Source organism: Paraburkholderia lebeckiae, assembly GCF_050436225.1.
GTDB classification, from domain to species: Bacteria; Pseudomonadota; Gammaproteobacteria; order Burkholderiales; family Burkholderiaceae; genus Paraburkholderia; species Paraburkholderia tuberum.
Window position 1 is genome coordinate 2471073 of the sequence record NZ_JBNDLU010000002.1, and the last position, 24055, is coordinate 2495127.

21 protein-coding genes, 1 tRNA gene and 1 pseudogene are annotated in these 24055 nt (G+C 63.1%); 11 read left to right on the forward strand and 12 right to left on the reverse strand.

The window, feature by feature from the left end; translation table 11 throughout:
- The first annotated feature begins 200 nt into the window (after positions 1–200).
- Positions 201–1190 carry a chemotaxis protein gene (locus tag OKW45_RS25915; RefSeq protein WP_018418602.1) on the forward strand — a complete coding sequence of 330 codons (990 nt, stop codon included), beginning with the start codon at positions 201–203 and terminating at the stop codon, positions 1188–1190.
- Between the two features lie 37 nt (positions 1191–1227).
- Here OKW45_RS25915 and OKW45_RS25920 read toward each other — a convergent pair whose 3' ends face one another.
- A complete protein-coding gene (locus OKW45_RS25920) occupies positions 1228–2313 on the reverse strand; it encodes an asparaginase (protein WP_429471928.1) in 1086 nt (361 codons plus the stop codon).
- 56 nt (positions 2314–2369) lie between these two features.
- Complete coding sequence (locus OKW45_RS25925; protein WP_429471930.1) at positions 2370–3632, reverse strand: MFS transporter; 1263 nt, start codon at positions 3630–3632, stop codon at positions 2370–2372.
- Positions 3633–4176: 544 nt separating this feature from the next.
- Here OKW45_RS25925 and OKW45_RS25930 point away from each other — a divergent pair.
- The 7 genes from OKW45_RS25930 to OKW45_RS25960 all read left to right on the forward strand — a co-directional run bounded on the left by OKW45_RS25930 (position 4177) and on the right by OKW45_RS25960 (position 11580).
- Positions 4177–6978, forward strand: coding sequence for a monovalent cation/H+ antiporter subunit A (locus OKW45_RS25930; protein ID WP_429471932.1), 2802 nt, complete (start codon positions 4177–4179; stop codon positions 6976–6978).
- Positions 6978–7310 (forward strand): Na+/H+ antiporter subunit C, encoded by a 333-nt coding sequence (locus OKW45_RS25935; protein WP_018418606.1) that lies wholly within the window; start codon positions 6978–6980, stop codon positions 7308–7310. Before OKW45_RS25930 ends, OKW45_RS25935 begins: the two co-directional genes overlap by 1 nt.
- A complete protein-coding gene (locus OKW45_RS25940) occupies positions 7307–9088 on the forward strand; it encodes a monovalent cation/H+ antiporter subunit D (RefSeq protein ID WP_429471933.1) in 1782 nt (593 codons plus the stop codon). The genes OKW45_RS25935 and OKW45_RS25940 overlap by 4 nt, the downstream gene beginning before the upstream one ends.
- A gap of 2 nt (positions 9089–9090) precedes the next feature.
- Positions 9091–9585, forward strand: a complete 495-nt coding sequence (locus tag OKW45_RS25945; RefSeq protein WP_018418608.1) for a Na+/H+ antiporter subunit E — start codon at positions 9091–9093, stop codon at positions 9583–9585.
- Positions 9579–9854, forward strand: a complete 276-nt coding sequence (locus tag OKW45_RS25950) for a K+/H+ antiporter subunit F (protein ID WP_018418609.1) — start codon at positions 9579–9581, stop codon at positions 9852–9854. Before OKW45_RS25945 ends, OKW45_RS25950 begins: the two co-directional genes overlap by 7 nt.
- Before the next feature lie 8 nt (positions 9855–9862).
- Positions 9863–10255 carry a Na+/H+ antiporter subunit G gene (locus OKW45_RS25955; protein WP_429471935.1) on the forward strand — a complete coding sequence of 131 codons (393 nt, stop codon included), beginning with the start codon at positions 9863–9865 and terminating at the stop codon, positions 10253–10255.
- A 425-nt stretch (positions 10256–10680) separates the two neighbouring features.
- On the forward strand, positions 10681–11580 hold the full coding sequence (locus OKW45_RS25960) for a tyrosine-type recombinase/integrase (protein ID WP_429471936.1): 900 nt from the start codon (positions 10681–10683) through the stop codon (positions 11578–11580).
- Positions 11581–11876: 296 nt separating this feature from the next.
- Here OKW45_RS25960 and OKW45_RS25965 read toward each other — a convergent pair whose 3' ends face one another.
- Entirely contained in the window at positions 11877–12362 is a 486-nt protein-coding gene (locus tag OKW45_RS25965; protein ID WP_429411307.1) for a hypothetical protein, read from the reverse strand.
- Between OKW45_RS25965 and OKW45_RS25970 the strand changes: the two genes are divergently transcribed.
- On the forward strand, positions 12354–12488 hold the full coding sequence (locus OKW45_RS25970) for a hypothetical protein (protein ID WP_429471938.1): 135 nt from the start codon (positions 12354–12356) through the stop codon (positions 12486–12488). The two genes, OKW45_RS25965 and OKW45_RS25970, sit on opposite strands and share 9 nt — an antisense overlap.
- 243 nt (positions 12489–12731) lie before the next feature.
- Here OKW45_RS25970 and OKW45_RS25975 read toward each other — a convergent pair whose 3' ends face one another.
- The 4 genes and pseudogenes from OKW45_RS25975 to OKW45_RS25990 all read right to left on the reverse strand — a co-directional run.
- A complete protein-coding gene (locus OKW45_RS25975) occupies positions 12732–13628 on the reverse strand; it encodes a DUF707 domain-containing protein (protein WP_018418614.1) in 897 nt (298 codons plus the stop codon).
- Between the two features lie 50 nt (positions 13629–13678).
- Positions 13679–14854, reverse strand: coding sequence for a hypothetical protein (locus OKW45_RS25980; RefSeq protein ID WP_429471940.1), 1176 nt, complete (start codon positions 14852–14854; stop codon positions 13679–13681).
- Between the two features lie 412 nt (positions 14855–15266).
- Complete coding sequence (locus OKW45_RS25985; RefSeq protein ID WP_429471941.1) at positions 15267–16049, reverse strand: carboxymuconolactone decarboxylase family protein; 783 nt, start codon at positions 16047–16049, stop codon at positions 15267–15269.
- Positions 16050–16279 (reverse strand): annotated as a pseudogene (locus OKW45_RS25990) (cupin domain-containing protein); the annotation flags it as partial. It lies immediately after the preceding gene.
- Positions 16280–16284: 5 nt separating this feature from the next.
- On the opposite strand from OKW45_RS25990, the gene OKW45_RS25995 reads away from it, so the two are divergent.
- Positions 16285–16689 (forward strand): restriction endonuclease subunit S, encoded by a 405-nt coding sequence (locus OKW45_RS25995; protein ID WP_429471943.1) that lies wholly within the window; start codon positions 16285–16287, stop codon positions 16687–16689.
- 686 nt (positions 16690–17375) lie between these two features.
- Here OKW45_RS25995 and OKW45_RS26000 read toward each other — a convergent pair.
- Entirely contained in the window at positions 17376–17606 is a 231-nt protein-coding gene (locus OKW45_RS26000; RefSeq protein WP_018418617.1) for a hypothetical protein, read from the reverse strand.
- A 1111-nt stretch (positions 17607–18717) separates the two neighbouring features.
- On the opposite strand from OKW45_RS26000, the gene OKW45_RS26005 reads away from it, so the two are divergent.
- The gene (locus tag OKW45_RS26005; protein WP_429471945.1) at positions 18718–18897 is read left to right on the forward strand and encodes a hypothetical protein; all 180 of its coding nucleotides are present in this window, start codon (positions 18718–18720) and stop codon (positions 18895–18897) included.
- A 327-nt stretch (positions 18898–19224) separates the two neighbouring features.
- Here OKW45_RS26005 and OKW45_RS26010 read toward each other — a convergent pair.
- The 4 genes from OKW45_RS26010 to acs all read right to left on the reverse strand — a co-directional run bounded on the left by OKW45_RS26010 (position 19225) and on the right by acs (position 23977).
- A tRNA-Ser gene (locus tag OKW45_RS26010) sits at positions 19225–19315 on the reverse strand.
- A 70-nt stretch (positions 19316–19385) separates the two neighbouring features.
- Positions 19386–21404 (reverse strand): sodium:solute symporter family protein, encoded by a 2019-nt coding sequence (locus tag OKW45_RS26015; RefSeq protein WP_429471947.1) that lies wholly within the window; start codon positions 21402–21404, stop codon positions 19386–19388.
- A gap of 4 nt (positions 21405–21408) precedes the next feature.
- A complete protein-coding gene (locus tag OKW45_RS26020) occupies positions 21409–21837 on the reverse strand; it encodes a DUF4212 domain-containing protein (RefSeq protein ID WP_026225493.1) in 429 nt (142 codons plus the stop codon).
- Positions 21838–21994: 157 nt separating this feature from the next.
- Positions 21995–23977: an acetate--CoA ligase gene (acs, locus tag OKW45_RS26025; RefSeq protein ID WP_429471948.1), complete on the reverse strand. Its 1983-nt coding sequence runs from the start codon at positions 23975–23977 to the stop codon at positions 21995–21997.
- Positions 23978–24055 lie beyond the last annotated feature (78 nt).

A 24055-nucleotide genomic window follows, 5' to 3' on the forward strand; every position in this document is an offset into this window, starting at 1 on the left:
CGGGCAGGTGAAACGCTGCTGTCGCTTCTGTAACCTTAGGTAACCCTCATATGAATGCGCACACGTTTGCCGTATTCGCGTGAATCGCGCGCGCCGCTCGACGCTGCCACGCGGTGCTGAATTTTTCGCCATCGGCGCCGATAACCAGATACAGGCACGCTCAGCACCGCTCAGCACCGCAATTCTGGAGAACGATTCCGATGGCAGACGACCACCGTGCCAATCACGAGCGCCACACCGAACGCAGCAACCTGACGAGCTCCAACAAGTTCGAGCTGCTGCTATACCGCCTCGGCCACGTGCCGGGCAGCGACGCGCACGAGTTGTATGGGATCAACGTGTTCAAGGTGCGCGAAATCTCGACGATGCCGACCGTCACGCCGATCGCCGGATCGTCGCCTTACGTGATGGGCGCGGTCGACATTCGCGGGCAGATCATCCCCGTGATCGATCTGCCGCGGTTGATGGGCTGCGAGCCGACGCGCGGCCTGAACATCCTGCTGGTCACCGAGTTCGCGCGTTCGACGCAGGCCTTCGCGGTCGAGGAAGTCGACGACATCGTGCGACTCGAATGGAACCAGGTGCTGTCGGCCGATGGCTCGGCGGGCGGCAAACTCGTCACGAGCATCGCGCGCATCGACGGCAATACCGGCGACTCGCGGCTCGCCCAGGTGATCGACGTCGAGCAGGTGTTGCGCGACGTGTTCCCGTCGCAGCATCCGAGCGTCGATCCGGCCTCGGTCGGCCAGGCGCTCGGCATCCGCCGCGGCGCGAAGATCCTCGCCGCCGACGACTCCGGCTTCGCGCGCAAGCTGATCGAACAGGCGCTCGCCGCGATCGGCGCTGACTACATCATGACGAAGACCGGCGAGGAAGCGTGGCAGACGCTGCAGCAGGTCGCGCGCGAAGCGCAGAAAAACGGCGCGCGCGCGAAAGACACCATCGCGCTGGTACTAACCGATCTCGAGATGCCGGAGATGGACGGCTTCATGCTGACGCGCCAGATCAAGGCCGATGAACGCACGCGCGATATTCCGGTGATCATTCACTCGTCGCTGACGGGCGCGGCCAATGAGGCGCATGTGAAGAACGCGGGCGCCAACGGCTATGTCGCGAAGTTCGCGGCGAGCGAGCTCGCCGACGCGATCCGTGGTGCGCTGGGTGCCGCGCCGGCGAAGACGGCGGCTTGAGGTCTGGGGTGTCGAGCAGTGAATCGGGTCGCCGCGCTCAACGATGCGCGGTAAGCTCGATCGAGAAGTCCATCCTGCCGATCTCGACGCCCATCGTGTTGAGCCGCTGCGGCGCATGAAAGCCGTCGAGCGCCGCGCGTTGTTCAGGCGTACCGATATCGAGCACGGCGAGCAACTCGGCGGTGATCGCGTAGAGCACGCCGGGATTGCCGTCCTCGATCTTCAGCGCGATGCCTAGCGCGCCCTTCGCGCCGAGCCGCGCGGTCTGCCGCGATGCGCGTACGCCGATCGCATAGCTGCCGTCCGCGCCGACCTTGCCGACCAGCGCGCCATCGAAAGCCTGCATCAGCAGCGTACAGAAGCGCCCCTCCCCGCCGACCAGTTTCGGGTACGACGTCATCGCGCGATAGATGCGAGCGAGCGCGGCCGCGCGCGGCGTCGTCGCGGCGGCTTCGGTTTCCTGTTGATCCTGCGCCGCCGCGAGTTTCGCGAACAGACGTGCGAGCCGGTCGAGCGCAAACGCCGGCGTCGGCAGATTGCAGCCGTCGATCGCCCATTGCACGCCCTCGTCGGGCAGATCGCAGACGCTCGCGACCGTCTGCTTCACACGCACCTGCAACGGATGCCCGGGCAGTTCATAGCCGGCGAGCGCCGCGCCGATCGAACGCGCGCCGGCCAGCATGCCCGCGTGCTTGCCCGAACAGTTGCTGCACACGCCGGTGGGCGTAAAGCCGCGCCGGATCCAGTCGACGTACACCGCATCCGATAGCGGCGGATGACCGCCGCAACGCAGATCGGCCTCGCTCGCCTGCGCTTTCGCGAGCATGCCGCGCGTGCGTTCGATATGACGCGGCTCGCTGCTGTGCGATGCGCACATCAGCGCGAGATCGGCTTCGACGAAACCGCAACGCTCGAGCGCGCCGGTTTCGAGCACCGCGAGCGCCTGGGCCGGCTTCGCCGCGGAACGCGCGAGCGTCATGCGCGCGGCGTCGCCGAACGAATACAGCAGACGACCGTCCGCATCGACGACCGCGACGTGCGCGAGATGCGTGTTCTCGACGGATTCACCACGATAGATCGTCGCCGCGACCGGCGCGGCGGGGTGCAGTTCGGACTGGCTCATGCGGTTCGTCTCCTCGTAGTGTCATTGATCAGGCATTGGCGCACAGGCCCTGGCAATCAGGCGCTCGCCGCGAGCGCCTCTTCGCGCTCGAGCGTGCGCGTGTGCCGCAGTTCGGGAAAGAGCCGCATCCACAACAGCGCGATCGCGATCGTCGCGACACCGCCGACCAGCACCGCGGGCTGCGCGCCCCACCATCCCGCGGTCAGGCCCGATTCGAACTCGCCCAATTGATTCGACGTCCCGATGAACAACGAATTGACCGCGCTGACGCGGCCGAGCATTTCATCGGGCGTGCGCAATTGCACGAGCGACAGCCGCACCACCACGCTGATCGTGTCCGACGCGCCGAGCACCATCAGCGCGAACAACGACACGAGGAACTGATGCGACAGCCCGAACACGATCGTCGCGATGCCGAACGCGATCACGCCGCCGAACATCGCCGCGCCGGGCCGGTTGCGCAATGGAAAATGCGCGAGCCAGATCGTGCCCGCGAGCGCGCCGATCGCCGTGCCCGAGCGCAACAGGCCGAGACCGAGCGGGCCCGCGTGCAGCACGTCGCGCGCGAAGATCGGCAGCAACGCGGTCGCGCCGCCGAACAGTACCGCGAACAGATCGAGCGACAGCGCGCCGAGAATCACCGGCTCGCGACGAATGAACGCGATGCCCGAAAAGATCGATTCGAGCGTGACGGGCGCGCGGCTCGCCGGCTTCATCTGCAACGGAATGCTCCACACCGACGCGGCCGCCGCCGCGAACGTCAGCGTGCACGCGAGATACGCGGCACCGGGACCGATGCCGTACAGCAGACCACCGAGCGCAGGCCCGGCGATCTGCGCGGTCTGATTGGCGGACGTCGCCCACGCGGTCGCCTTCGGCAGATAGCCGCGCGGCACCACGGCCGGCAGCAGCGACGCCACGGCCGGCGATTCGAACGCGCGCGACGCGCCGACGCAGGCGGCCAGCACGTAGATGACCGGCGCGCTGATCCAGCCGCCGAAGGTGCCGATCGCGAACAGCAATGCAGCGACACTTTCGAGGCTCTGGCAGACGGCGGCGATGCGGCGGCGATCGTAACGATCGGCGACATGGCCGACGACGAGCGTCAGCAGGAACATCGGCAGAAACTGCGCGAGACCGACGAGGCCAAGTGCGAACGCGCTATGCGTGAGCGCGTAGACATGCCAGCCCATCGCGACCGCGAGCATCTGGAACGACAGCGACGACAGGATGCGGGTGCACCAGAAACGCTGGAACGGCGGGTGTTTCGGCAGGCTGAAATGCGGGGAATCGGCGGGATCGATGGAGGCTGGGGGCATCGGGATTGTTGCTCGTGACGGGGCGCATCGGGGCGTGGGTTGGGCGGGCGCCAGTTTAGAGCAAGACCGGAGGAGATGCACAAAGGAGGCCGATCTCGAATCAGTGGAGACGCCCATCGTCGAAATGGGGCGCCATACCTAAACCGTAGCCCGGCACATCGGACACCCCATGTGCCATCGAAAAGATTGAAAGCCAGATTGTGGCCTGGCTCTTCAGTTGCATACAGATCCAGTTCAGTTCCTTTCAATTTGGCGCCTCGATTGATCGTCAAGTCTGCCGATTACGGTGCATCAGCGCGCCGTATGTCACGCGACGGGCGTTAAATCGAACGCGCGTCCGCATCAATGGGCATGATTGGGCATCAGTCGGGCTCGCCGCGCGCTTCGCAGTGCGTATATTTATGCTTGATGTATCGATGTGAACTGCCGGCCTGTTTGCGGCTATGATTGTGCCCCGTGGGGAGCCGCCCGGCTGGCGGTACTCCGGCCCACTCCCCACCGGCCAGCCACACCGTCTGACACTCGAACTACCGGAGGGCATCGAATGGTACTGGGGTGGCTCGTCCTACTTCCGTTCATGGCCGCGGCGCTCATCGCGCTCACGAGGCCGCGCGCCGCCGCGCTCTGCACCTGGATCGCGTTCGCGACGGCGCTGTTCGGCTGCGGGCTGCTGCTGAGCGAGCGCATGGGCATGGGCGACCACGACGTGCTGCAATGGCGCTATGAGTGGATGCCCGACATCGGCCTCGCGCTGTCGCTGCGCCTCGATGGCCTCTCGTTCATGTTCGCGTTGCTCGTACTCGCGATCGGCCTGCTCGTCTTCATCTACGCACGCTACTACCTCGCCGGCAGCGATTCATTGCCGCGTCTGTACCTGCTGCTACTGCTCTTCATGGGCGCGATGCTCGGCATCGTGCTGTCGAACAACCTGCTGCTGCTCGTCATCTTCTGGGAACTGACGAGCCTCGTCTCGTTCCTGCTGATCGGCTTCTGGCCATCGCGGCCCGACGCAAGGCGCGGCGCACGCATGGCGCTCACCATCACCGGCGCGGGCGGTCTCGCGCTGCTTGCGGCCGTGCTGTTGCTCGGCCACGTATGCGGCAGCTACGAGCTGAACGACGTGCTCGCCCAGCTTGACAAGGTGCAGCACGATCCTGTCTACCCGGCCATTCTGCTGCTCACGCTGTTCGCGGCGTTCACGAAGTCGGCGCAGTTTCCTTTTCACTTCTGGCTACCGCACGCGATGTCGGCGCCCACACCCGTGTCGGCCTATCTGCATTCGGCGACGATGGTGAAGGCCGGCGTGTTCCTGCTCGCGCGTCTCTATCCGGTCTTCGAAGGTACCCACCTATGGGCGTACACGGCGACAGTGGCCGGGCTCGTCACGCTGGTGGGCGGCGCGGGGATGGCGTTGTTGCAGCGCGATCTGAAGGGCCTGCTCGCCTATTCGACCATCAGCCATCTCGGCCTGATCGTGCTGCTGTTCGGCCTCGACACGCAGCTCTCGACTGTCGCCGCGCTCTTTCACACGGTCAACCACGCGGTGTTCAAGGCGTCGCTCTTCATGGCGGCGGGCATCGTCGATCACGAAACCGGCACGCGCGATCTGGGCCGTCTGCGCGGCCTGCGCAGGTACATGCCGCATACGGCCGTGCTCGCGAGCGTCGCGTCGCTGTCGATGGCCGGCGTGCCGCTGCTCAACGGCTTTCTCTCGAAGGAAATGTTCTTCGGCGAAACACTCGCGCAAAGCATGTTCGGGCCGCTGAACCTTGCCGTGCCGGTCATCGCGATCGTGGCGGCGGCGCTCTCCGTGGCGTACTCGCTACGTTTCGTCTGGGGCGTGTTTTTCGACGGCGAGACGCCGCGCGATCTGCCGCACTATCCGCCGCACGAGGCGCCGCGCTTCATGAGGCTGCCGATCGAGATTCTCGTGGGGCTGTGCCTGCTGATCGGCCTGTTCCCGCAGCAATGCATCGGCAGGCTGCTCGAGTCGGCCGCGTGGGTCACGCTCGGCGGCAAGCTGCCCGACTACAGCCTGAGCCTGTGGCACGGCGTCAATACGCCGCTCGTGATGAGCGCGGTGTCGTTCGCGGCGGGCGCGGCGCTCTTTTTTCTGCGCCGCAATGCGTTCCGCCACCGTCGCACGGCGCTCACCGAGTTGAACGCGAGCGAAATCTTCGACCGCTTCGTGCAGCGTCTCGAACAGAGCGCCGGCGTGATCGTGCGCTTGTTCGAGACGCGCTCGCTGCCGGCCTACCTCGCATGGATGATCGCGGCGATGCTGATCGTGCCGGGCGTGCCGCTCGTCGCGCTCGACACCTGGAGCGGCAGCCACACGCGCCTGCCGCCCGATCCGTTCACGCTGGGCGGCCTCGTGCTGATGGCGTTGCTCGCCGTCGGCGTGGTGCTCGTGCGTGCGCGCACCCTTTACGCGCTCGTGATGCTGAGCACCTGCGGCCTGCTCGTGTCGCTCGCCTTCGTGCGCTTCTCCGCGCCCGATCTCGCGCTCACGCAGATCTCCGTCGAACTGGTCACGATCCTGCTGCTCGTGCTGGCCGTCTATTTCCTGCCCGCGCTGCAACGCGCCGTCGAGCCGCTCCCCGTCCGGCTGCGCAACGGCGTGCTCGCGCTCGCGGGCGGCGCGCTGCTCGGCGCCGTGTCGTACAGGATCATGACGAGCGCGCCGCTGCCAGGCATCGCTCCGTACTTCCTCGCCAATGCGCTGCCCGGCAGCGGCGGGCATAACGTCGTCAACGTAATCCTCGTGGATTTCCGCGGCTTCGATACGATGGTCGAAATCAGCGTGCTCGTGGTCGCGGGGCTCGCCGTCAAGGCGCTGCTGCGCGGGCTGCGCCTGAAGTCGCCCGATGCGGGGCCGGATGGCCGGCCATGGTCGTCGCAATCGCATCCGCTGATGCTCGCGATCCTCGCGCGGCTGATGCTGCCGCTCACCGTGCTCGTCGCCGTGTTCGTGTTCCTGCGCGGCCACAACCTGCCCGGTGGCGGCTTCATCGCGTCGCTGATCCTCTCGATCGCGTTGTTGCTGCAGTACGTCGCGAGCGGGGTGCTGTGGACCGAGTCGCGCATCCACCTCAACTACCGCGCGCTCGCGGGCTTCGGCATTCTGATCGCCGCGGCCACGGGGCTCGGCAGTCTCGCGTTCGGCCAGCCGTTTTTGACCAGCGCGTTCGGGCACCTGCACGTGCCGCTGATCGGCGAGATCGAACTGTCCACGGCGATGCTGTTCGATCTCGGCGTAACGGGCGCGGTGGTCGGCACGACGCTCACGATCGTCTCGCACCTCGGCGTGCGCGACAAGGACATGCAGTCCGTGGAGAAAAGCTGATGGAAGCTGCCTTTGCCATCGCGATCGGCGTGCTTTGCGCATGCGGCATCTACCTGCTGCTGTGCGCACGCGTGTTGCCGGTGATTCTCGGTATCACGCTGTTCTCGTATGCGATCAACCTGTTCCTGCTCGGCATGGGCCGGCTTTCGATCGGCAAGCCAGCGGTCATCGCGGCGGGGGCGCAATACGCCGATCCGGTGCCGCAAGCGCTCGTGCTGACGGCCATCGTGATCGGCTTCGCAATGACGGCCTTCACCGTGGTGCTCGCGCTGCGCTCGTTTTCGATCACGGGCAACGATCACGTCAATGGCGAGGAGACGCCCGTCGAATGAACCACCTTCTCCTGCTCCCGATCCTGATTCCGCTCTTTTCCGCGGGCGTCATCGTCGCGCTGCCGCTGCGCGCGAAACGCCTGCAACGCGCGCTGAACGCGCTCGCCATCATCGCGCTGCTGCCCGTCGCGTGCCTGCTGATGGCGCGCGCCGCGCAAGGCGAGATCGCCAGCTACGCGCTCGGCGCATGGCCCGCGCCGTTCGGCATCGTGCTGGAACTCGACCGGCTCGGCGCGCTGATGCTGGTGCTCACCGCCGTGCTGGCGGTCTGCTGCCTGCTCGGCACCTCGAGCGAGGACGCGAGGCGCGGCCGCTATTTCCGTGCGCTGTTCCAGTTCGAACTGATGGGCCTGAACGGCGCCTTCCTCGCGGGCGATCTCTTCAACCTGTTCGTGTTCTTCGAGCTGCTGCTGATCGCGTCGTATGCGCTGCTGCTGCATGGTGGCGGCGCGCGACGGGTGCGCAACGGCTTGCACTATCTGTTGATGAACCTCGTCGGTTCGTCGTTCTTTCTGGTCGCGATCGGCGTGCTCTACGGCGTCACGGGCACGCTCAACATGGCCGACATGGGCGAACGTCTGGCGCATCTCGGGCCGGAGTCGCTGCCCCTCGCGCAGTTCGCGGGCGCGACGCTGATGCTCGTGTTCGGCCTCAAGGCCGCCGTGTTTCCGATGTCGTTCTGGTTGCCGCAGGCCTACCGCAGCGCCATCGGCCCGGTGGCGGCGCTGTTCGCGATCATGACCAAGGTCGGCATCTATGCGATGCTGCGCTGCGACGCGCTCGTGTTCGGCGCGGCGGGCGGCGTGCTCGATGCGTTCATGCATCAGTGGGCATGGTGGCTCGCGATCGCGACGATCGTGTTCGGCGCACTGGGCGCGTTGGCGGTGTCGAGTCTCAAGACCACGACGGGCTATCTCGTGCTGGTTTCGGTGGGCCTGCTGATCGCGGCGATCGCACTACAGACGCCGCTTGCATGGAGCGCGCTGCTCTACTACCTGATCAGCACGACGCTCTGCACAGGCGCGCTGTTCCTGCTCGCCGACACGCTCGAACCCGAGCAAGCCCCGACACCGCACGCCGCGCATGCCGCCGTTTCCGCCGATGCCAATTCGATCGAGCCCGGCTCGCTCGAAGCGCTCGACGACGCGGCCGCGGCGGCCATCTCGCCCGACCCGGACCGCGAAGCGGTGGCGACGCTGGCGCGGGTGCAGCCGCTGCAGGTCGAGACGGCCGGCGCGCTCGCCGTGCTGGTCGGGGAACCGGCTCGCACCGAAGCCGAAGCTACGGTCGAAGCGGTCCCGCGCACGCATGCACCGTGGCCGTCGAACCTCGCCGCGCTGCTCTATCTGATCGCCGCGGTGGGCGCCGCGGGCCTGCCGCCGCTGTCCGGGTTCCTCGGCAAGGCGATGGTGCTGGCCGCCACGCCGCTCGGCGCGGCAGTCGTGCTGTGGCCGGCCGTACTGCTGTCGAGCCTGCTCTCGATCGTCGCGCTGAGCCGCACGGGCACGCGCCTGATGTGGGCCGCGCCGGCCGCGCGCGCCGTCGCCGGCAAAGAGGAGCGCGCACCGCGTGGCAGTAATGCGAAGCTCGCCGCCTGCGCGGTCCTGCTCGGCTGTGTCGTGGCCATCACGCTCGGCGCGGGCGCGGTGCGGCACTATCTCACCGATACGGCGACACAGCTATTCGATCGCGCCGCCTACGTGCACGCGGTCCTCCCCGCGGCGCGCTCCTCGCCACCAGCGGCCGCCGCGACCACGGCCGACGCACAGGGGAACTGACGATGTTGAAACGGCTCTTCCCCCACCCGTGGCTCGCGGTCTTGCTGATCATCTGCTGGGTGCTGCTGATGAACGACGTCTCGCCGGGCAATCTGTTGCTCGGCGCCGTGCTCGGCTACGTGATCTCTTTTCGCGTCGCCAAAGGCTTGTGGCTGCGACCGGTGCGCTTCGGCCGACCGTGGCTGCTCGTGCAACTCGCCTGGCATGTGTTGGTCGACATCATCGTGGCCAACGTCGAGGTCGCGCTGCTCTTGCTCGGCCCGACGCAGCGGATGCGCCCGGCGTTCATCGAAGTGCCGCTCGACAGCACCCACGAGATCGCGCTCACGGTGCTCATCAGCGTGGTCTCGCTGAGCCCTGGCACGCTGTGCGCCGAACTCAGCGACGACCGCACGCGCCTCTCCGTGCACGTGCTCGATCTCGACGACGAAGCGGCACTCATCGCGCTCATCAAGTCCCGTTATGAAGCCCCTTTGATGGAGATCTTCGCATGCTAGCCATCGTGATTCCGATCTCGCTCGCGATCCTCGGCATCGCGTTCCTGCTCGCGCTGTGGCGCCTCGTGCGCGGGCCGTCGCTGCCCGATCGCATCGTCGCGCTCGACACGCTCAACATCAATGCGATCGCGTTGATCGTCGTGTACGGCATCAGCTTGCGCTCGACGGTGCTCTTCGAGGTTGCGCTTCTGATTGCCGTGATGGGTTTCGTGGGTACCGTCGCGCTCACCAAGTACCTGCAGCGCGGCGACATCATCGAACTCAACTAGCGTGGGGTATGCCGATGGAAACTTTTGTCGAAGCGATCGTTTGTTTGCTGCTGCTGGCCGGCAGTCTGTTCACGCTGGTCGGGGCGGTCGGGCTCGCTCGGCTGCCCGACTTCTTCATGCGGCTGCACGGTCCGACCAAGTCGACCACGCTCGGTGTGGGCGGCATCGTGTTCGCGTCGGTGGTGTATTTCAGTGCGCATAACAACTTCGCGAGCCTGCATGAGTTGCTGATTCCGGCGTTTCTGTTTCTCACCGCGCCGATCAGTGCACATATGCTGGCGAAGGCGGGGATTCAGCAGGGAGTGACGTTGTCAGAGGGGACGCGGGGGCGGCCGCCTGTTACGGGCGCTTGCGCGGAACGGGGGAATACGGGGGAGTTGCGGGAGGGGGATGAGGGGTGAGGCTCGTCGAATCTTCGTGCCTCTCGGGACGATCCCACGTGCACAAAATTCTCGTTGACCGGACTTCGCAGTTGCAGTTGCAGTTGCATAGAGGCAGATGCCGCTGGGCCGATGTGTTGCTCGCGGACTATGCATCGAAACCGCCGCTAACGGACACCGGATAGCTACAGCTCGCGTCATGTGGGTAGCGGTGTAGGTACACAAACGAAAAACGGGCCGAGGGCCCGTATTCATTTGATGTCCTGGCGGAGAGAGGGTCCGCCCGAGCCCCGTCTCCCACCGTCGTCCTTTATCGCAATCAGCCGGTAATTTCCCCGTAAAATCAATGCATTACCGTTCAGGTGCGTCGGTAATGTATCCGACCCCATTGCAATTTGTCGCCTTTAACCGTAAATTTTATGGTGGGTAGATTGGGGGGTAGACGAATGCCGAAGATTGCACGGGAGCTGGGCGCGCTGGCGGTGTCACGCCTGACCGAACCCGGCTTACACATGGTCGGCGGGGTGGCGGGCCTGGCGTTACAGGTCACGCCGGGTGGCGCGCGCTCATGGATCCTGCGCGTGATGGTCGGCAGCAGGCGGCGCGAGATCGGACTCGGCGCATATCCGGCCGTCCCGCTCAAGACTGCGCGCGAACACGCGAGTGCCAAACGCGACGAGATCGCCGCCGGGGTCGACCCGGTGCTGGCGCGCAAGGAGAAGTTCAGCCAGCTGCGGGCCCGTCAGGCGCGCGAAATCACCTTTGAGGACGCGGCGAAGCGCTTCATCGAGGCGAAGTCGGCCGAATGGAGCAACCCGAAGCATGCGAGCCAGTGGCGCAACACGCTTGCAGAATACGCCTATCCGCTGATCGGCAGGCTTCAGGTCGCGCATGTCGGCCGCGAGCATGTGCTCGCCGTGCTCGAAACCATCTGGACAACGAAGACGGAAACCGCGTCGCGGCTGCGCGGCCGGATCGAGAACGTGCTCGACTGGGCACGCGTCAAGGGCTATCGCGAAGGCGAGAATCCCGCGACGTGGCGCGGTAACCTGGACAAGCTGCTCGCCGCACCCAGCAGGACGAAGCGGGTTCGCAATCATCCGGCGATGGCCATCGACGAAATGGGTGCCTTCATGGTGTCGCTGCGCGGCACGCTGACGATGGCCGCGCGCTGCCTGGAGCTTGCCATCCTGACTGCCGCCCGCTCGGGCCCTCAAGCGTGCCCACTTCCCCGGAGGGAGGGCGGTGTCCATTCCATCTCGACCCGCGCACGAACGTCCGTATCGGGTCCGCCATTCTGCACGATTACATCAGAGCGTCGGATGGGAACCTCGAGAACGCATTAGATCGCTATAGCGGGGGCGCCAAAGACTATGCGCGACGCGTGGCCGATCACTTGAGCATGATCAAGGCTGAATTCGGCTTGTAGTGCGGCTTGCTCTAGAACACGATCATGCAAGTGCCTGGCGCGGTGGCCGAAACCCAGTCGGGGCTGAGCTGCCGATCAGGTCTGGCCTCAGTTCCGTCTCGACCGGCAATGTCGCATCTCCGGCCAGCAGCCGGATATCGGAAAGCATCGAGTTCGGCCTGCGTGGTCGTGCCGGTCCCGACCTGATGTTTCCATTGTTCTCGTCGCGCACGTTCAGTCGGCTACCTGGTCCGCTGCCTTCCAGGGCGCCCGTCGTTGATTGGGGCGATTACTATTCCCGCTGGCTGGGTCGTAATTCAAGCGTCTCACGAAGCGATAGAAGAGCCATGGATGGATCTTCAGCAGCGAGATGACGACGGAAAGTTTCGGCCGGCCGTCGGCATAAATGCCTATCAAGTGCTCGATGCGCAACTTTTCCGAAACGCTTTTCAGAATCGGCCTTGCTAGTTGATAGCTCGGCGCGGTGCTGGCGGTTTGAAACGCAATTGCACGGTATGCAAAGACGTATTTGAGCCGGAAGAACAGCCGCTTGTAGTCGGGAATCCCAAGGGAGGCGGTGTATTTTTCGACGCGATACTCTTTCAGCAGCCCCATATAAGTGACGATGTTTTTCCGTCGCACAGGATTGCTGCCCTTTACTGCATGAATGAAGATCATTGGATTGCCCACTCTTGTGCCGCCGCAGTAGATATGCATCATGTGCTCGTCATCAATGACGCGCTGCCCGTGTGGCAAGCCGCCAGCGCGTTGCTTCCCGAGCGCTATCGATGGTACATCGTCCACGAGCAGTACGCGCTCCTGTTCGCGGTGAAGCGCCTCGATTGATGCACGCGCGCCTTGGCTTCGCTGAAGCTCATGGCGCGGCACGCAAGCCGCGCTAACCCTCACGTCTACTGTGTCGACCAGTGTTGGTGCTTCAGCAGCCCGCTTACGTACCGTAGCGGCATTTTTAGAAGCTCATACATTTTCCTGACACCATCAATAATCGCGACAGGTGTGCTGCTTCGAAAACGGTCTATTCCGGCAGTAGCGATACCGTATTCGCATCAATCACACGCATTATCATTCTCAACGGCTTGAGCGCCTTTCCGGAGCCGGATGTATTGGCCACGTTGTGCGCTTGATATGATGAAGCCATGGGAGATACTCTTTTAGTAGCCTCATAAAACTGACGATATCTTTCCGTCGCACCGGATTGCTGCCCTTTACCGCATGAATGAACAACATTGGATTGCCCAGTCGACCGCTCGCATATGATTTGCCTACATCGCTTGTTTTGCCACGAATGACCTTTATCGGAGCGCCCAGCATCCCGTATTGCGCGAGCGTCTGATTCAATTCAAACAATGGACTCGTAGTTGAATCGTCTCCCATGCCGCTCCCAGCCGAACCGACCGGGCGTGTATGGAACACGGAAAAACGATCAATAATGCCAACCTTTCCAAAAGAAGCGACCCACTTGGGCCACAAGAAATCGACGCCCCAGCCTGATTGGCTCATCCCAAAGCTGTGTTTTATCGCATGCAAAGCATTCGACGAGAAACATGGCATCATCACCTCCACGAAATTTGTTTCGCGAAATTCAAACGCGCTGTTTTGCAACGTCGTTTGGTGACCGAAATAGCTTCTCTCGTCGAGAGACGGTTGCGCGAGTGCGAAATTCTCTCGTTCTACATACTCGAAGAAGTCGTTCAGGGTTTGAACATCCGTCAGGATGTCGTCGTCCGGGAGCCAGATGTAACGATATTGCAGAATCAATTGGGCATTTTGCAACATGAAGTCGTTAAGACCTTCCCATTTTGATCCTTTGAATCGATGTATGGCTTTGGCAAAGATGTCTGCATAATCTTCGTTCTTCCCGTAGTAACTCAGCATCAAATCAAAGTTGGGGGCCTGTCCGCCGCTGAACCATTGCGGATGCAAGGAACTGTCTCCACACCTCAGAACGACCAGGTACTTTTTCATCTTTCAATTTCCCTATGCGTAGATGCAGATTGCGCGGCACGTAAAGACAGTCACTGGCGAAGAATTGCATTTGACCGACACCAACCGCGCGAAATCATGAAACGACACACTCCGCTCGGCGACGCGCGCCCTTCCCATTTCCACAGCGTGCGCACTCGCCGATAGATTGCGCGGCTGACACGCCTCGACACGGCGAGTGTCACGTTGGTGGTCTGCGGTGGGTGATCTTCGAGCCACCGCAACCGTGCTTCGATATCGCGTTCGCGGTCCGCGTAGAGTGAAATCGGAAAGGGATGGCCGAGCCTCGCGTCGTACAGCGCGCGAGCGGCATCGACGATGTCGCGGTTCTCCTCACGCTGGGTAAAGTACGCGATGTGAACGAACGGCACGCTGCGCGTACAAACGATTCGCAGCTGGTGTCGCGCGCAGTACATATGCATCATGTGCTCGTCGTCTTGCCCACCGTCGTCGATCATGTCCCATAACTGCTTGCGAAAAAGAATGCAGCCGATCGAATAGCGCGATCCTGAGGGCACTTCGCAAGGTTCGAGCGCCCGAGTGGCGGCGATGAAAGCATCAGGCTGCAGCGTCGTCCGTTCATGTAGCCAGCGCGCGATATGCGGATAGCCCCATATCGTGCCATTGGTGCCTTTCTCGATCTGGTCAGCAGGGATGATTCGCATCGGACAGCGACCGTCCCCGGCGGCACCGACGAAATGCGGATGCGCCTGGTTCGTGAAGTACTCGCGTTCCAGACTCATCGCACGCATCACCTCAGAGAAGCCCCAGTTGTTGTTGATGAGCGGGGTGACGTAGGCACGCCCGTTCCCGCTTTCCTTTTCCACCGCGTCGTACGTGGCGAGCATCTTGTCGAACCACCCGCCGGCGATCGGGAACGCGTCGTCGTCCACCTTGCAGATCAGGTCGATTTCGGCGAACGCCGGCTGCGAGAGTAGTTTTTTGATCGTGCGATAGGGTGGACCAGGCGGAATATCGTCGACGACCCGAACGACGCCCGGAAAAAGCCTTGCGTAGCGCCGCGCGACGGCAAGCGTGCGTTCCGCGTCATAGCCGCCCCTGCAGTTCTGAAGCAGGATGAACTCTACGCCTGTCGGCCGGTCCGCCATGTGACTGGCGAGGGTCAGTTCAAGCGCTGCGTAGTCGCGACAGAGCAGGACCAGAATGGCGACTCGCCTCAATCCCGCGTTTGAGCCGGATGCAGTCATGCTACTCCTTCGTAGGACGAGCACATTGCCGAGGCAAGACGGCTACGTTGCATCGCAGCACTTTCCGGGTGCCGGATCGAGAGGCGCGGTCCGGTGAGTTTCCGGACTGAGCGTCGGCGAGTGCGAAGAAAAACTCGGCGGTAGCGGATAACTGTCTCTGACCTCAACGTTGTAGATATCTATGCCCGACGGCGTGACCAGGATTGCGCGGGGTTCCAGTGATTTTTATAGGGGTCCCACCGCACCGCCCGACGCATGCAGCGTGCTTATATCTTATATATCCGCTGCAGGAATGAAAGATAACCGGCCCAAATCGTTGATGAGTTGTCGCGATTGGCGGTGCCTCTGCCAGTCGGATGCGGATCGTTCGAGAAAATGAGCATTTGCACCAGCCGCTCGAACGGCCTTGGGGTCAAGACCGCTTTGCAAATACGTCTTTGAACGCGGGCATTGCCGAAAAGACGTTTGGCCAGCCCGCATAGAAGGCAAGTTGAGTCAGCACTTCCGACGCGTCGTCGCGAGTCAGTCCATTGTCCATCGCGCGATTGAGGTGATACGGTATTTGCCCCACCTGGCCGTTTGCAACGAGCGCGCTGACTGTCACGAGACTGCGATCACGAGGGGCGAGTCTGGGCCGCAACCAGAGATCGCGAAACAGAACGTCCGTCGTGTACTGGACTACGCCGGGGGCTACCTCGCCGAAGTTTTCCTTCACCGTCTGCGCGCGTTGTTGCTCGTCCGCTTCGTTCAACGGCAGAAGCGCGACGTCGGTGGCATACGCGTGATCTGGACCGACGCCGCGTTCAGCGAAGATGGGCCCGACGACCGCCGCAGCCGCGATTGCGTTTCCCCAGCCGGCATAGAAGGCCAAATGCGCGATCATCTCCGACACTTCTGCCGCATTTACCCCGTTATCGAGCGCGAACCGTAATTGAAACGGCATCTCGATGACCTGCTTGCGGGCGATGAGTACCGACAGCGTCACGATGCTCCGGTCTCGCGGCGACAGTTGCGGCCTCTTCCAACGGCCGCCGAACACGGTTTCGTTGGTATAGCGCGCGAAAGCGGGAGAGGCGAGCGTGAGGTGAACGTTCATTGATGGAACTTGCATCTTTCGAGTCCTTTGATTGAGGCGCCGGCCGCATCCTGAGTTGCGGTGCACAAAAGTGCAGGTCTGCGGCCGCGTGAACGGCACTTACACCTGGCCGCCGCTGCCGAGGTACTGCTCGTCCGTAACTTTCTCCAGCCATTCGACATTCTTGCCGTCGAGCGCTTCCTGAATGGGATGTGTGTCATCGCGGTGGTCGAAGTTGCGCCATGCCAGTGCTTGTGGCCAGGCGGGCACCAGACCACGTCACCCGCGCGAATTTCCACGCGCGGCTCGCCCTCGCACTGGGTCCAACCGCAACCGGCTGTAACGATCAGTTGCGTTGAGTGCAGGGCCAACAATCATCATTGGTCGAAAAGGAAGCGTCGGCGAAGTTTTAAACAATATAAATTCGCACGAAGTTCGGGCGCTTCCGCTGTTGTTGCCGCCCCTTGACGAACAGATGGAAATCGCCGGTCGTGTCGAAAAACTGTTCGCATTTGCCGATCGCGTTGAGGCACGGATAGAGCAGGCGCGCCTTTCTGTTGAGCGACTTTCGCCGGCTATTGTCGCCAAAGCCTTCCGTGGCGAACTCGTTCCGCAGGATCCGAACGATGAGCCAGCCGCAGAACTGTTGAAGCGGTTGGCCAAGCAGCGGTCCTCCGAAGGCAAGACGACGAAGAGCACGCGCACAAAACCCGCCGCGGCAGTTGCGCTGAAGAGAGAAGAGAAAACGACTGTCGAGTAGGAGTTTACCCGTCGCAGCCCGACAAGTGGGGTAGTGCTGCGCGGTCATGCATCCGCTGTGCGCCGCCCTACCCGCTCAGCGAGTGTCCGATTTCACTGGGACCGATCACACGCTACCCGCGGAGACGCGAACGTCAGGTAGATGACGTGCCGCCTCCTGGCCAGAGCCGGCTCTCGAATGACGACAAGGGCCGAGAACTCGGCAGCGAATCCCCCGTCAATGCCTTTTGCGCTCCACAACGCGCCACATGGTCTCAAGCTGGCGACCGGCGGCAACGGGTCCGATAGTACTCATCGTGACAATAACGCGAAATTCGTGGTACGCAGATCCGAACGTCCGGAAGACGGCTTTAAGCTGCCCCATGAACGGCGCGACCTGAACGTCAACATGGGCCGAGCAACCGTCCTATATTAGCTGCACATACAACGATCTTGACTGTTTCGACAGCCGACGGGCGGTATCCAAGTGTCGGCCAACTACAGCTTCGCAGACTTTAGTGCCGGCGTTGGCGGATGGCAGCTTTCGCATGCGGGAAGTGAGACTTCAGACCTCGTTGCCATCGGTCGGTCCTTCGACGTTTCGATGCTGCCTTTCAGCGCTCAGCCATCGACTGCAACAGGCACTCGTTAAGTGGATGGGTCTTTGCTCTCGCAAGCCGTTACCGCGTCGCTTGTCGACAAGCGGCTTCAGTCCACAAGGCGCATCTGGCCTCGCGCTTCCAGTTGCTGTTGCTCTGATCCTTTGGCCTTGCGTCTCCTGCGGGGTCCCTGGCGCAAGCACTCGACGAGGATCAAGCGCGCCTCGTCGTCAGTACACGCGAAGCCATCCGGCCGGGTTACCGTGATCGTGTATTCGTCGCCGAGGCTGGGCTGATTCAGCAGCGCCTTGCCGGGCAGTTCAAGGAAAATCTTGCGCATGAATGTGTTTGACGCATTTGGGTCGGTACCTTCCTTACGGTCGAACGATCTGGCGGGACCGCGATATTGTGCTGTCGATGTCCAGGCATTGCGATGCGGTCTGCCTTGCCACGCAATGTGCACCCACCGTCTTGGCTGATCAATGCGGCAGCACACACTTATCGTCGCAATTGGCGGGAACAGATTCCAAGCAGGACCGGCTGTGTGGCATACGGGTAACGATGATGTGTTCCCCCGGAAATTTTTCAATTTGTGATTTTCCTCATGCAGCACTTCGTCGAGCGCAGAAAACGATGAGCTGCTCGAAAATCAGGCCGCGCGGCGTCAGCTCAGATTGGCGATGCTGGTACGTGCGGTAGCGACAGGGCAGTTGCCCAGTCTCGATGAGAACTGAGCCACCTGGACAGTTTCACCGGCGACGAGGCACCGTTTGTTCTATCTATGAAATGTCCGCCGGAAACGGTGAACCGGCCATAGATTGCGGAGTACGGTTCCGAAGCGATCAAGCAGTCGCGCAATCTCCCGGAGTTCCCGTAACGAGAGCGGAGATCTTTTTTACGGCCATGGTCAACGGCGCCAGGCTGAGGATGACCGCTTCAGCTTGCGCGGCAGCGGCGTCCTCTACGCCGGTGACGCCTGCCGCTGCGCATGATCTGCGACAGAGGACCGAGCCCGCACTCCCGGGCGCGTCCGCGTTCGAGTTGACCGTCGCTTAAGGCATCGGGAGAAACATGGGCGCGTCAGATTTTGCGCGACAAGTGCGCGAGGACCGCGAGCGATGGGAGCACCAGCGCGAGGAACAAGATCGCAGACTTAAAGAGCCGATAAACGAGTGGACCGATTCATCCGCTGGTTCGCATGGCCGATGTGCGCTTTGGCTGGCCTGTCGTTTCTCGTGCTGCTTTACACGGTCGCGCCGGCGATGCAACGCGGTCATCCGGCCACCCACGCACCAGTGGCAGGCCCTAACCCGATAAGGAGGTTGCATGGACACGCACAAGTTCGTACTTGCGCTGGAGGTCGAAGGTATGGATCCCGACCAGGCAGCCATCATCGCCCACGAGATATAGCAATCTATGCTCACTCCGGACTGGGTGGAGTCTATAAACCCGTGGACTATGGCGATCTTGAAATGCTTCGCGCGAAGGCAGATCTTGTGCGACCCGAGAAAGAAGCGCGACTCCAGGCGCTACTCGCGATGAGAGCTGACGACGCCGTGCAACAAGCGTACTGGATGGGCGAAATGAAGCGGATCGAAGGAGAGAGAAGGAAGCGCGGCTTCATCAGATGAGCGGTTCCAGACTCCGCAGCCGAATGGCGATTCAGGCAGACGATTGCCTCCGAACCTGACCGGTTGCATGGCCGCCGGGAGTTGGCATTGCCGGCCGGGACCCAGGCGGCGTTCCGCGAAGTCGGCAACGGCAACAGGTATCACGCGCGCGCGTGTCGCCGCCAATGCTCAATGCAAACGGGATGGTTTCAACCCATGGTGGCAACGTGGCGTGCGCCGACCCCTGTACCGACGGGCCACGACCCGCAACCACAGTTTGGCGTATGGTGGGTTGTTTGGTGGGTAGAAACGAAAAACGGGCCGAGAGGCCCGTATTCATTGATATCCTGGCGGAGAGACGGGGATTCGAACCCCGGATAGGCTATTAACCTATACACGCTTTCCAGGCGTGCGACTTAAACCGCTCATCCATCTCTCCGGCGAGGAGCCGAATTATAGCAAACTTCGCGCCCTGCGCCACACCCAGGCCAAAGCCTCGCGCAAACCGCCTACGGATGCCGGATATAGTCGACCAGCGCGATCGTATAAGCGTCCGCCTTTCGATCGATCAAACTCACCCCGATCGCCACGAGAAAACCCGCCGGCACGCCGAACACGCCTGAACTGATCGGCTCGATGCCAAACCAGCGCGCACCTGTGAATCCCGTCATCTGCGTGAAGAACGGATACGTCGACACGATGTAGTAGATGCACACGACGAGCCCGGCGACCATCCCCCCCACCGCGCCGAGCCGCGTCGTGCGTTTCCAGAACACGCCGAGCACGAGCGCCGGAAACAGACTCGACGCCGCCAGAGAAAACGCCGCCCCGACCAGAAACAGAATATTCCCCGTATTCAGCGACGCCACGTACGACGCGAACAATGCGACACCCAGCAGCAGAATCTTCGAGATCGTCACGCGCCGCTGGCTCGACGCGTTCGGATCGATCATGTGGTAGTACACGTCGTGCGATAGCGCGTTCGCGATCGTCAGCAGCAGACCATCCGCGGTCGATAGCGCCGCCGCGAGCGCCCCCGCCGCGATCAAGCCCGACATCACATACGGCAGCCCCGCGATCTCGGGCGCCGCGAGCACGACCATATCGGGCTGCATCTGGATCTCGCTCCAGCGCACGATACCGTCGCCGTTCATATCGGCGAGGCTGATCAGGCTCGGTTCGACCTTGCGCCATTGCATTAGCCACTGCGGCAGATCGGCGAAATGATGGCCGACCAGATTCGACAGGATCTCGTACTTGATCAGCACCGCCAGCACCGGCACGGTCAGATAGAACAGCGCGACGAAAAAGAGCGTCCAGCCGACCGAGCGGCGCGCCGACGCCACCGAAGTCGTCGTGTTATAGCGCGTCAGGATATGCGGCAAGCTCGCCGTGCCAAGCGACAGACACAGCAGCAGCGATAGAAAGTTACGCGCGTGCGTGCTCCGGTCTTCATCACCGACAGCAGGAAACGGTTCCTGCATCGGCACTGGCGCGGTCGCCCGCATCAGCATGTCGTCGCGCTTCTGACTCCAGACGATCTGCGCGGCGGCGGCATCGCGCGGAAACTGTTCGAGCGCGCGCTCGCGCTCCTTGATCTCGCGCAACGGACCGTTATGGCGGCGCAGATCGCCGACCTCCTGCGTGAGCCGCCGCTTTTCGTCGATGAACGATTGCGGCAGCGTATCGAGCCGCAGTTGCATCAACGCGGCGCGGCGTCGATAGTCGTCGCGCACGCGCTCCTCGAGCGGCGCGTCGCGCACCTGTTTCTCGAGCCCTTCCATGCGCTCCATCAGGCGCCCATAGCTGAATTGCGGCACCCAGCCGAGGCCGTCCTTGTGCGCGATCATCGATACCGGTATCAGCATTGCGAGGATCAGGATGATGTACTGTGCGACCTGGGTCCAGGTAACGGCACGCATGCCGCCCAGAAACGAGCAGACCAGAATGCCCGCGAGCCCGCAGAAAATGCCGACCGCGAAATCGACGCCGATAAAGCGCGTCGCGATCAGCCCGACGCCCTGGATCTGCGCGACCAGATAAACGAACGAGCACAGGATCGCGGCGAGCGCCGCGAGGCCGCGCACCGCGTTGCTCGAATAGCGCGTGCCGAGAAAATCGGGAATCGTGTAGCGCGCGAGCTTGCGCACATACGGCGCGAGCAGGAACGCGACGAGGCAATAGCCGCCGGTCCAACCCATCAGGTACGCGAGGCCGTCGTAGCCGGTCGCGTAGATCGAGCCGGCGAGACCGATGAACGATGCGGCCGACAACCAGTCGGCCGCGGTCGCCATGCCGTTGAACGCCGACGGCACGCGCCGCCCCGCCACGTAGTATTCGACCAGGTCGGACGTGCGCGACAGCACGCCGATCACCGCATACACCGCGATCGGCACGAACAGGAACACATAGCCGATCCACACCCCGGGACCGGTGCTGCGCTCGATGCGCCACATCACGTAGACGAACAGCAGAAAGCCGAGCGTATAGAGCGCGTACGAGCGGATCAGCCGATGCGTGAGCTTCATCGGCTCAGCGCCCTCGCGCGGCCGGCGCGTCTGTGTCGATCTTGACGTCATCGTTCGCGCCGCTGGTGGAATCCGCGGCGGGACCACTTGCCGCATCGCGCTGCGAATCCGCTTCGAACGCGTGCTGCAACTGACGATCGGCGCGCTGCATCAGCACGATATAGACGACGATCAACGCGAGGTAGATCAGGATCGCGCCTTGTGCGCCAAAGTAGAACGGCAGCCTGAAGCCGCCTGCGTGCACCTGCGCGAGCGCGGGCGCCAGCAATGGCACGACGAAGGAGACGAAGAAGCCAAGCGTCATCAGCACCGCGATCAGCGCGAGGTTGAAACGCCAGTACTTGCGATGCGCGAGCGCCATCGCCGCCGAGACCGGTGGCGGTTCGGGCGGGGGGTTCAACGTGGCGTGGGAGGATAGGTGCGGCGCGGTCATGCGCCTATGTATCAAAAAGGCATCGGCGAGGCAATTGGGATTGTCCGCGCAACGCCGCGATGCAACCCGTCCGCTCGAATGACGGGTTTGCGCGGCGTGCCCGCAAGCATGTCGATCGACACACCGCCGCCGTCCGCGCAGACCCGCTTACAACGCTTTAAATCGACTCACCGAGCTGATCGAGAATCGCCGGGTTTTCCAGCGTCGACACGTCCTGGGTGATTTCCTCACCCTTCGCGAGCGAACGCAACAGACGACGCATGATCTTGCCCGAACGCGTCTTCGGCAGGTTCTCGCCGAAGCGGATGTCCTTCGGCTTCGCGATCGGACCGATCTCCTTGCCGACCCAGTTGCGCAGGTCGTTCGCGAGCTTCACGGCCTCTTCGCCTTGCGGACGCGCACGCTTGAGCACCACGAACGCGCACACCGCCTCGCCGGTCGTCGCATCGGGGCGGCCCACCACGGCGGCTTCCGCGACGAGCGGATTGGCCACCAGTGCCGACTCGATCTCCATCGTGCCGAGCCGATGGCCCGACACGTTCAGCACGTCGTCGATGCGGCCCATGATCGTGAAGTAGCCGGTCTCCTTGTCGCGCACCGCGCCGTCGCCGGCGAGGTAGAGCTTGCCGCCGAGCTCGTCGGGGAAGTAGCTCTTCTTGTAGCGGTCCGGATCGCCCCACACGTTGCGCAGCATCGCCGGCCACGGGCGCTTGATCACCAGAATGCCGCCCTGCCCGTTCGGCACGTCCTGCCCGGTTTCGTCGACGACCGCGGCCATGATGCCCGGCAGCGGCAGCGTGCACGAACCCGGCACGAGCGGCGTCGCGCCCGGCATCGGCGCGATCATGTGGCCGCCGGTCTCGGTCTGCCACCACGTATCGACGATCGGACAGCGGCGGCCGCCGACGTTCTCGTAGTACCACACCCACGCTTCCGGATTGATCGGTTCGCCGACCGTGCCGATGATGCGCAACGTCGACAGGTCGTAGCTCTTCGGATGCACTTTAGCGTCGGCCTCGGAGGCCTTGATCAGCGAGCGGATCGCAGTTGGAGCCGTATAGAACAGCGTGACCCTGTGCTTCGCGATCATCTGCCAGAAGCGCCCGGCGTCCGGATAGGTCGGCACGCCCTCGAACACGACCTGGGTGCCGCCAAGCGTGAGCGGCCCGTACGTAATGTAGCTATGGCCGGTGATCCAGCCGATGTCGGCGGTACACCAGAACACGTCGGAGGGGCGCCAGTCGAAGGTCCACTTCAGCGTTTGCGCGGCCCACAGCAGATAGCCGCCGGTGCTGTGCTGCACGCCCTTCGGCTTGCCGGTCGAGCCCGACGTATAGAGGATGAAGAGCGGATGCTCGGCGTCGACCCATTCGGGCGCGCACTGGTCCGACTCGCCATGCGTGAGTTCGTGCATCCACAGGTCGCGCCCTGCGTCCCACGCGACCTTGCCGCCGGTGCGCTGGTACACGATCACGCTCCTGACCTTCTCGCAGCCGCCGAGCGCGAGCGCTTCGTCGGCGATGTTCTTCAGCGGCAAGGCCTTGCCGCCGCGCATCTGTTCGTCGGACGTGATCAGCGCGACCGCGCCGACGTCGACGAGCCGCTCGTTGAGCGACTTCGACGAGAAGCCGCCGAACACGACCGAGTGCGTCGCGCCGATCCGCGCGCACGCCTGCATCGCGACGATGCCCTCGATCGACATCGGCATATAGATGACGACCGGGTCGCCTTTCTTCACGCCGCGTTTTTTCAGCGCATTCGCGAAGCGCGATACGCGTTGCAGCAGATCCTGATAGGTGACGTTGGTGATGGTACCGTCGTCGGCTTCGAACACGATCGCGACGCGCTCGCCGTTGCCGGCCTCGACGTGACGGTCGATGCTGTTATACGACGCGTTCAGCTGGCCGTCTTCGAACCACGTGTAGAACGGCGCCTTCGATTCGTCGAGCACCTTCGTAAACGGCTTGTGCCAACTCAGCGTCTCCTTCGCGAGACGCCCCCAGAAGCCTTCGTAGTCGCGCTCCGCTTCGGCGGCGAGCGCCCGGTACGCGTCCATGCCGCAGATCGTGGCACCCTTCGCAGTGTCAGCGGAGGGCGGAAAAACGCGGCGTTCCTGAAGAACCGATTCAATCGCAGACATCGACAACCCCTTGGTGAAGATGAAACGTAAACCTGTACCGGCGCGCGGCGCGCGCGGGCCTTATCCTGTTCGAGCCGC

Excerpts from the sequence above, each read along its gene's own strand:
- OKW45_RS25915 (WP_018418602.1), top strand. The coding sequence starts at position 201 with ATGGCAGACGACCACCGTGCCAATCACGAGCGCCACACCGAACGCAGC.
- OKW45_RS25920 (WP_429471928.1), bottom strand. The coding sequence starts at position 2,313 with ATGAGCCAGTCCGAACTGCACCCCGCCGCGCCGGTCGCGGCGACGATC.
- OKW45_RS25925 (WP_429471930.1), bottom strand. The coding sequence starts at position 3,632 with ATGCCCCCAGCCTCCATCGATCCCGCCGATTCCCCGCATTTCAGCCTG.
- OKW45_RS25930 (WP_429471932.1), top strand. The coding sequence starts at position 4,177 with ATGGTACTGGGGTGGCTCGTCCTACTTCCGTTCATGGCCGCGGCGCTC.
- OKW45_RS25935 (WP_018418606.1), top strand. The coding sequence starts at position 6,978 with ATGGAAGCTGCCTTTGCCATCGCGATCGGCGTGCTTTGCGCATGCGGC.
- OKW45_RS25940 (WP_429471933.1), top strand. The coding sequence starts at position 7,307 with ATGAACCACCTTCTCCTGCTCCCGATCCTGATTCCGCTCTTTTCCGCG.
- OKW45_RS25945 (WP_018418608.1), top strand. The coding sequence starts at position 9,091 with ATGTTGAAACGGCTCTTCCCCCACCCGTGGCTCGCGGTCTTGCTGATC.
- OKW45_RS25950 (WP_018418609.1), top strand. The coding sequence starts at position 9,579 with ATGCTAGCCATCGTGATTCCGATCTCGCTCGCGATCCTCGGCATCGCG.
- OKW45_RS25955 (WP_429471935.1), top strand. The coding sequence starts at position 9,863 with ATGCCGATGGAAACTTTTGTCGAAGCGATCGTTTGTTTGCTGCTGCTG.
- OKW45_RS25960 (WP_429471936.1), top strand. The coding sequence starts at position 10,681 with ATGCCGAAGATTGCACGGGAGCTGGGCGCGCTGGCGGTGTCACGCCTG.
- OKW45_RS25970 (WP_429471938.1), top strand. The coding sequence starts at position 12,354 with ATGCATCATGTGCTCGTCATCAATGACGCGCTGCCCGTGTGGCAAGCC.
- OKW45_RS25965 (WP_429411307.1), bottom strand. The coding sequence starts at position 12,362 with ATGATGCATATCTACTGCGGCGGCACAAGAGTGGGCAATCCAATGATC.
- OKW45_RS25975 (WP_018418614.1), bottom strand. The coding sequence starts at position 13,628 with ATGAAAAAGTACCTGGTCGTTCTGAGGTGTGGAGACAGTTCCTTGCAT.
- OKW45_RS25980 (WP_429471940.1), bottom strand. The coding sequence starts at position 14,854 with ATGACTGCATCCGGCTCAAACGCGGGATTGAGGCGAGTCGCCATTCTG.
- OKW45_RS26000 (WP_018418617.1), bottom strand. The coding sequence starts at position 17,606 with ATGCGCAAGATTTTCCTTGAACTGCCCGGCAAGGCGCTGCTGAATCAG.
- OKW45_RS26015 (WP_429471947.1), bottom strand. The coding sequence starts at position 21,404 with ATGAAGCTCACGCATCGGCTGATCCGCTCGTACGCGCTCTATACGCTC.
- OKW45_RS26020 (WP_026225493.1), bottom strand. The coding sequence starts at position 21,837 with ATGACCGCGCCGCACCTATCCTCCCACGCCACGTTGAACCCCCCGCCC.
- acs (WP_429471948.1), bottom strand. The coding sequence starts at position 23,977 with ATGTCTGCGATTGAATCGGTTCTTCAGGAACGCCGCGTTTTTCCGCCC.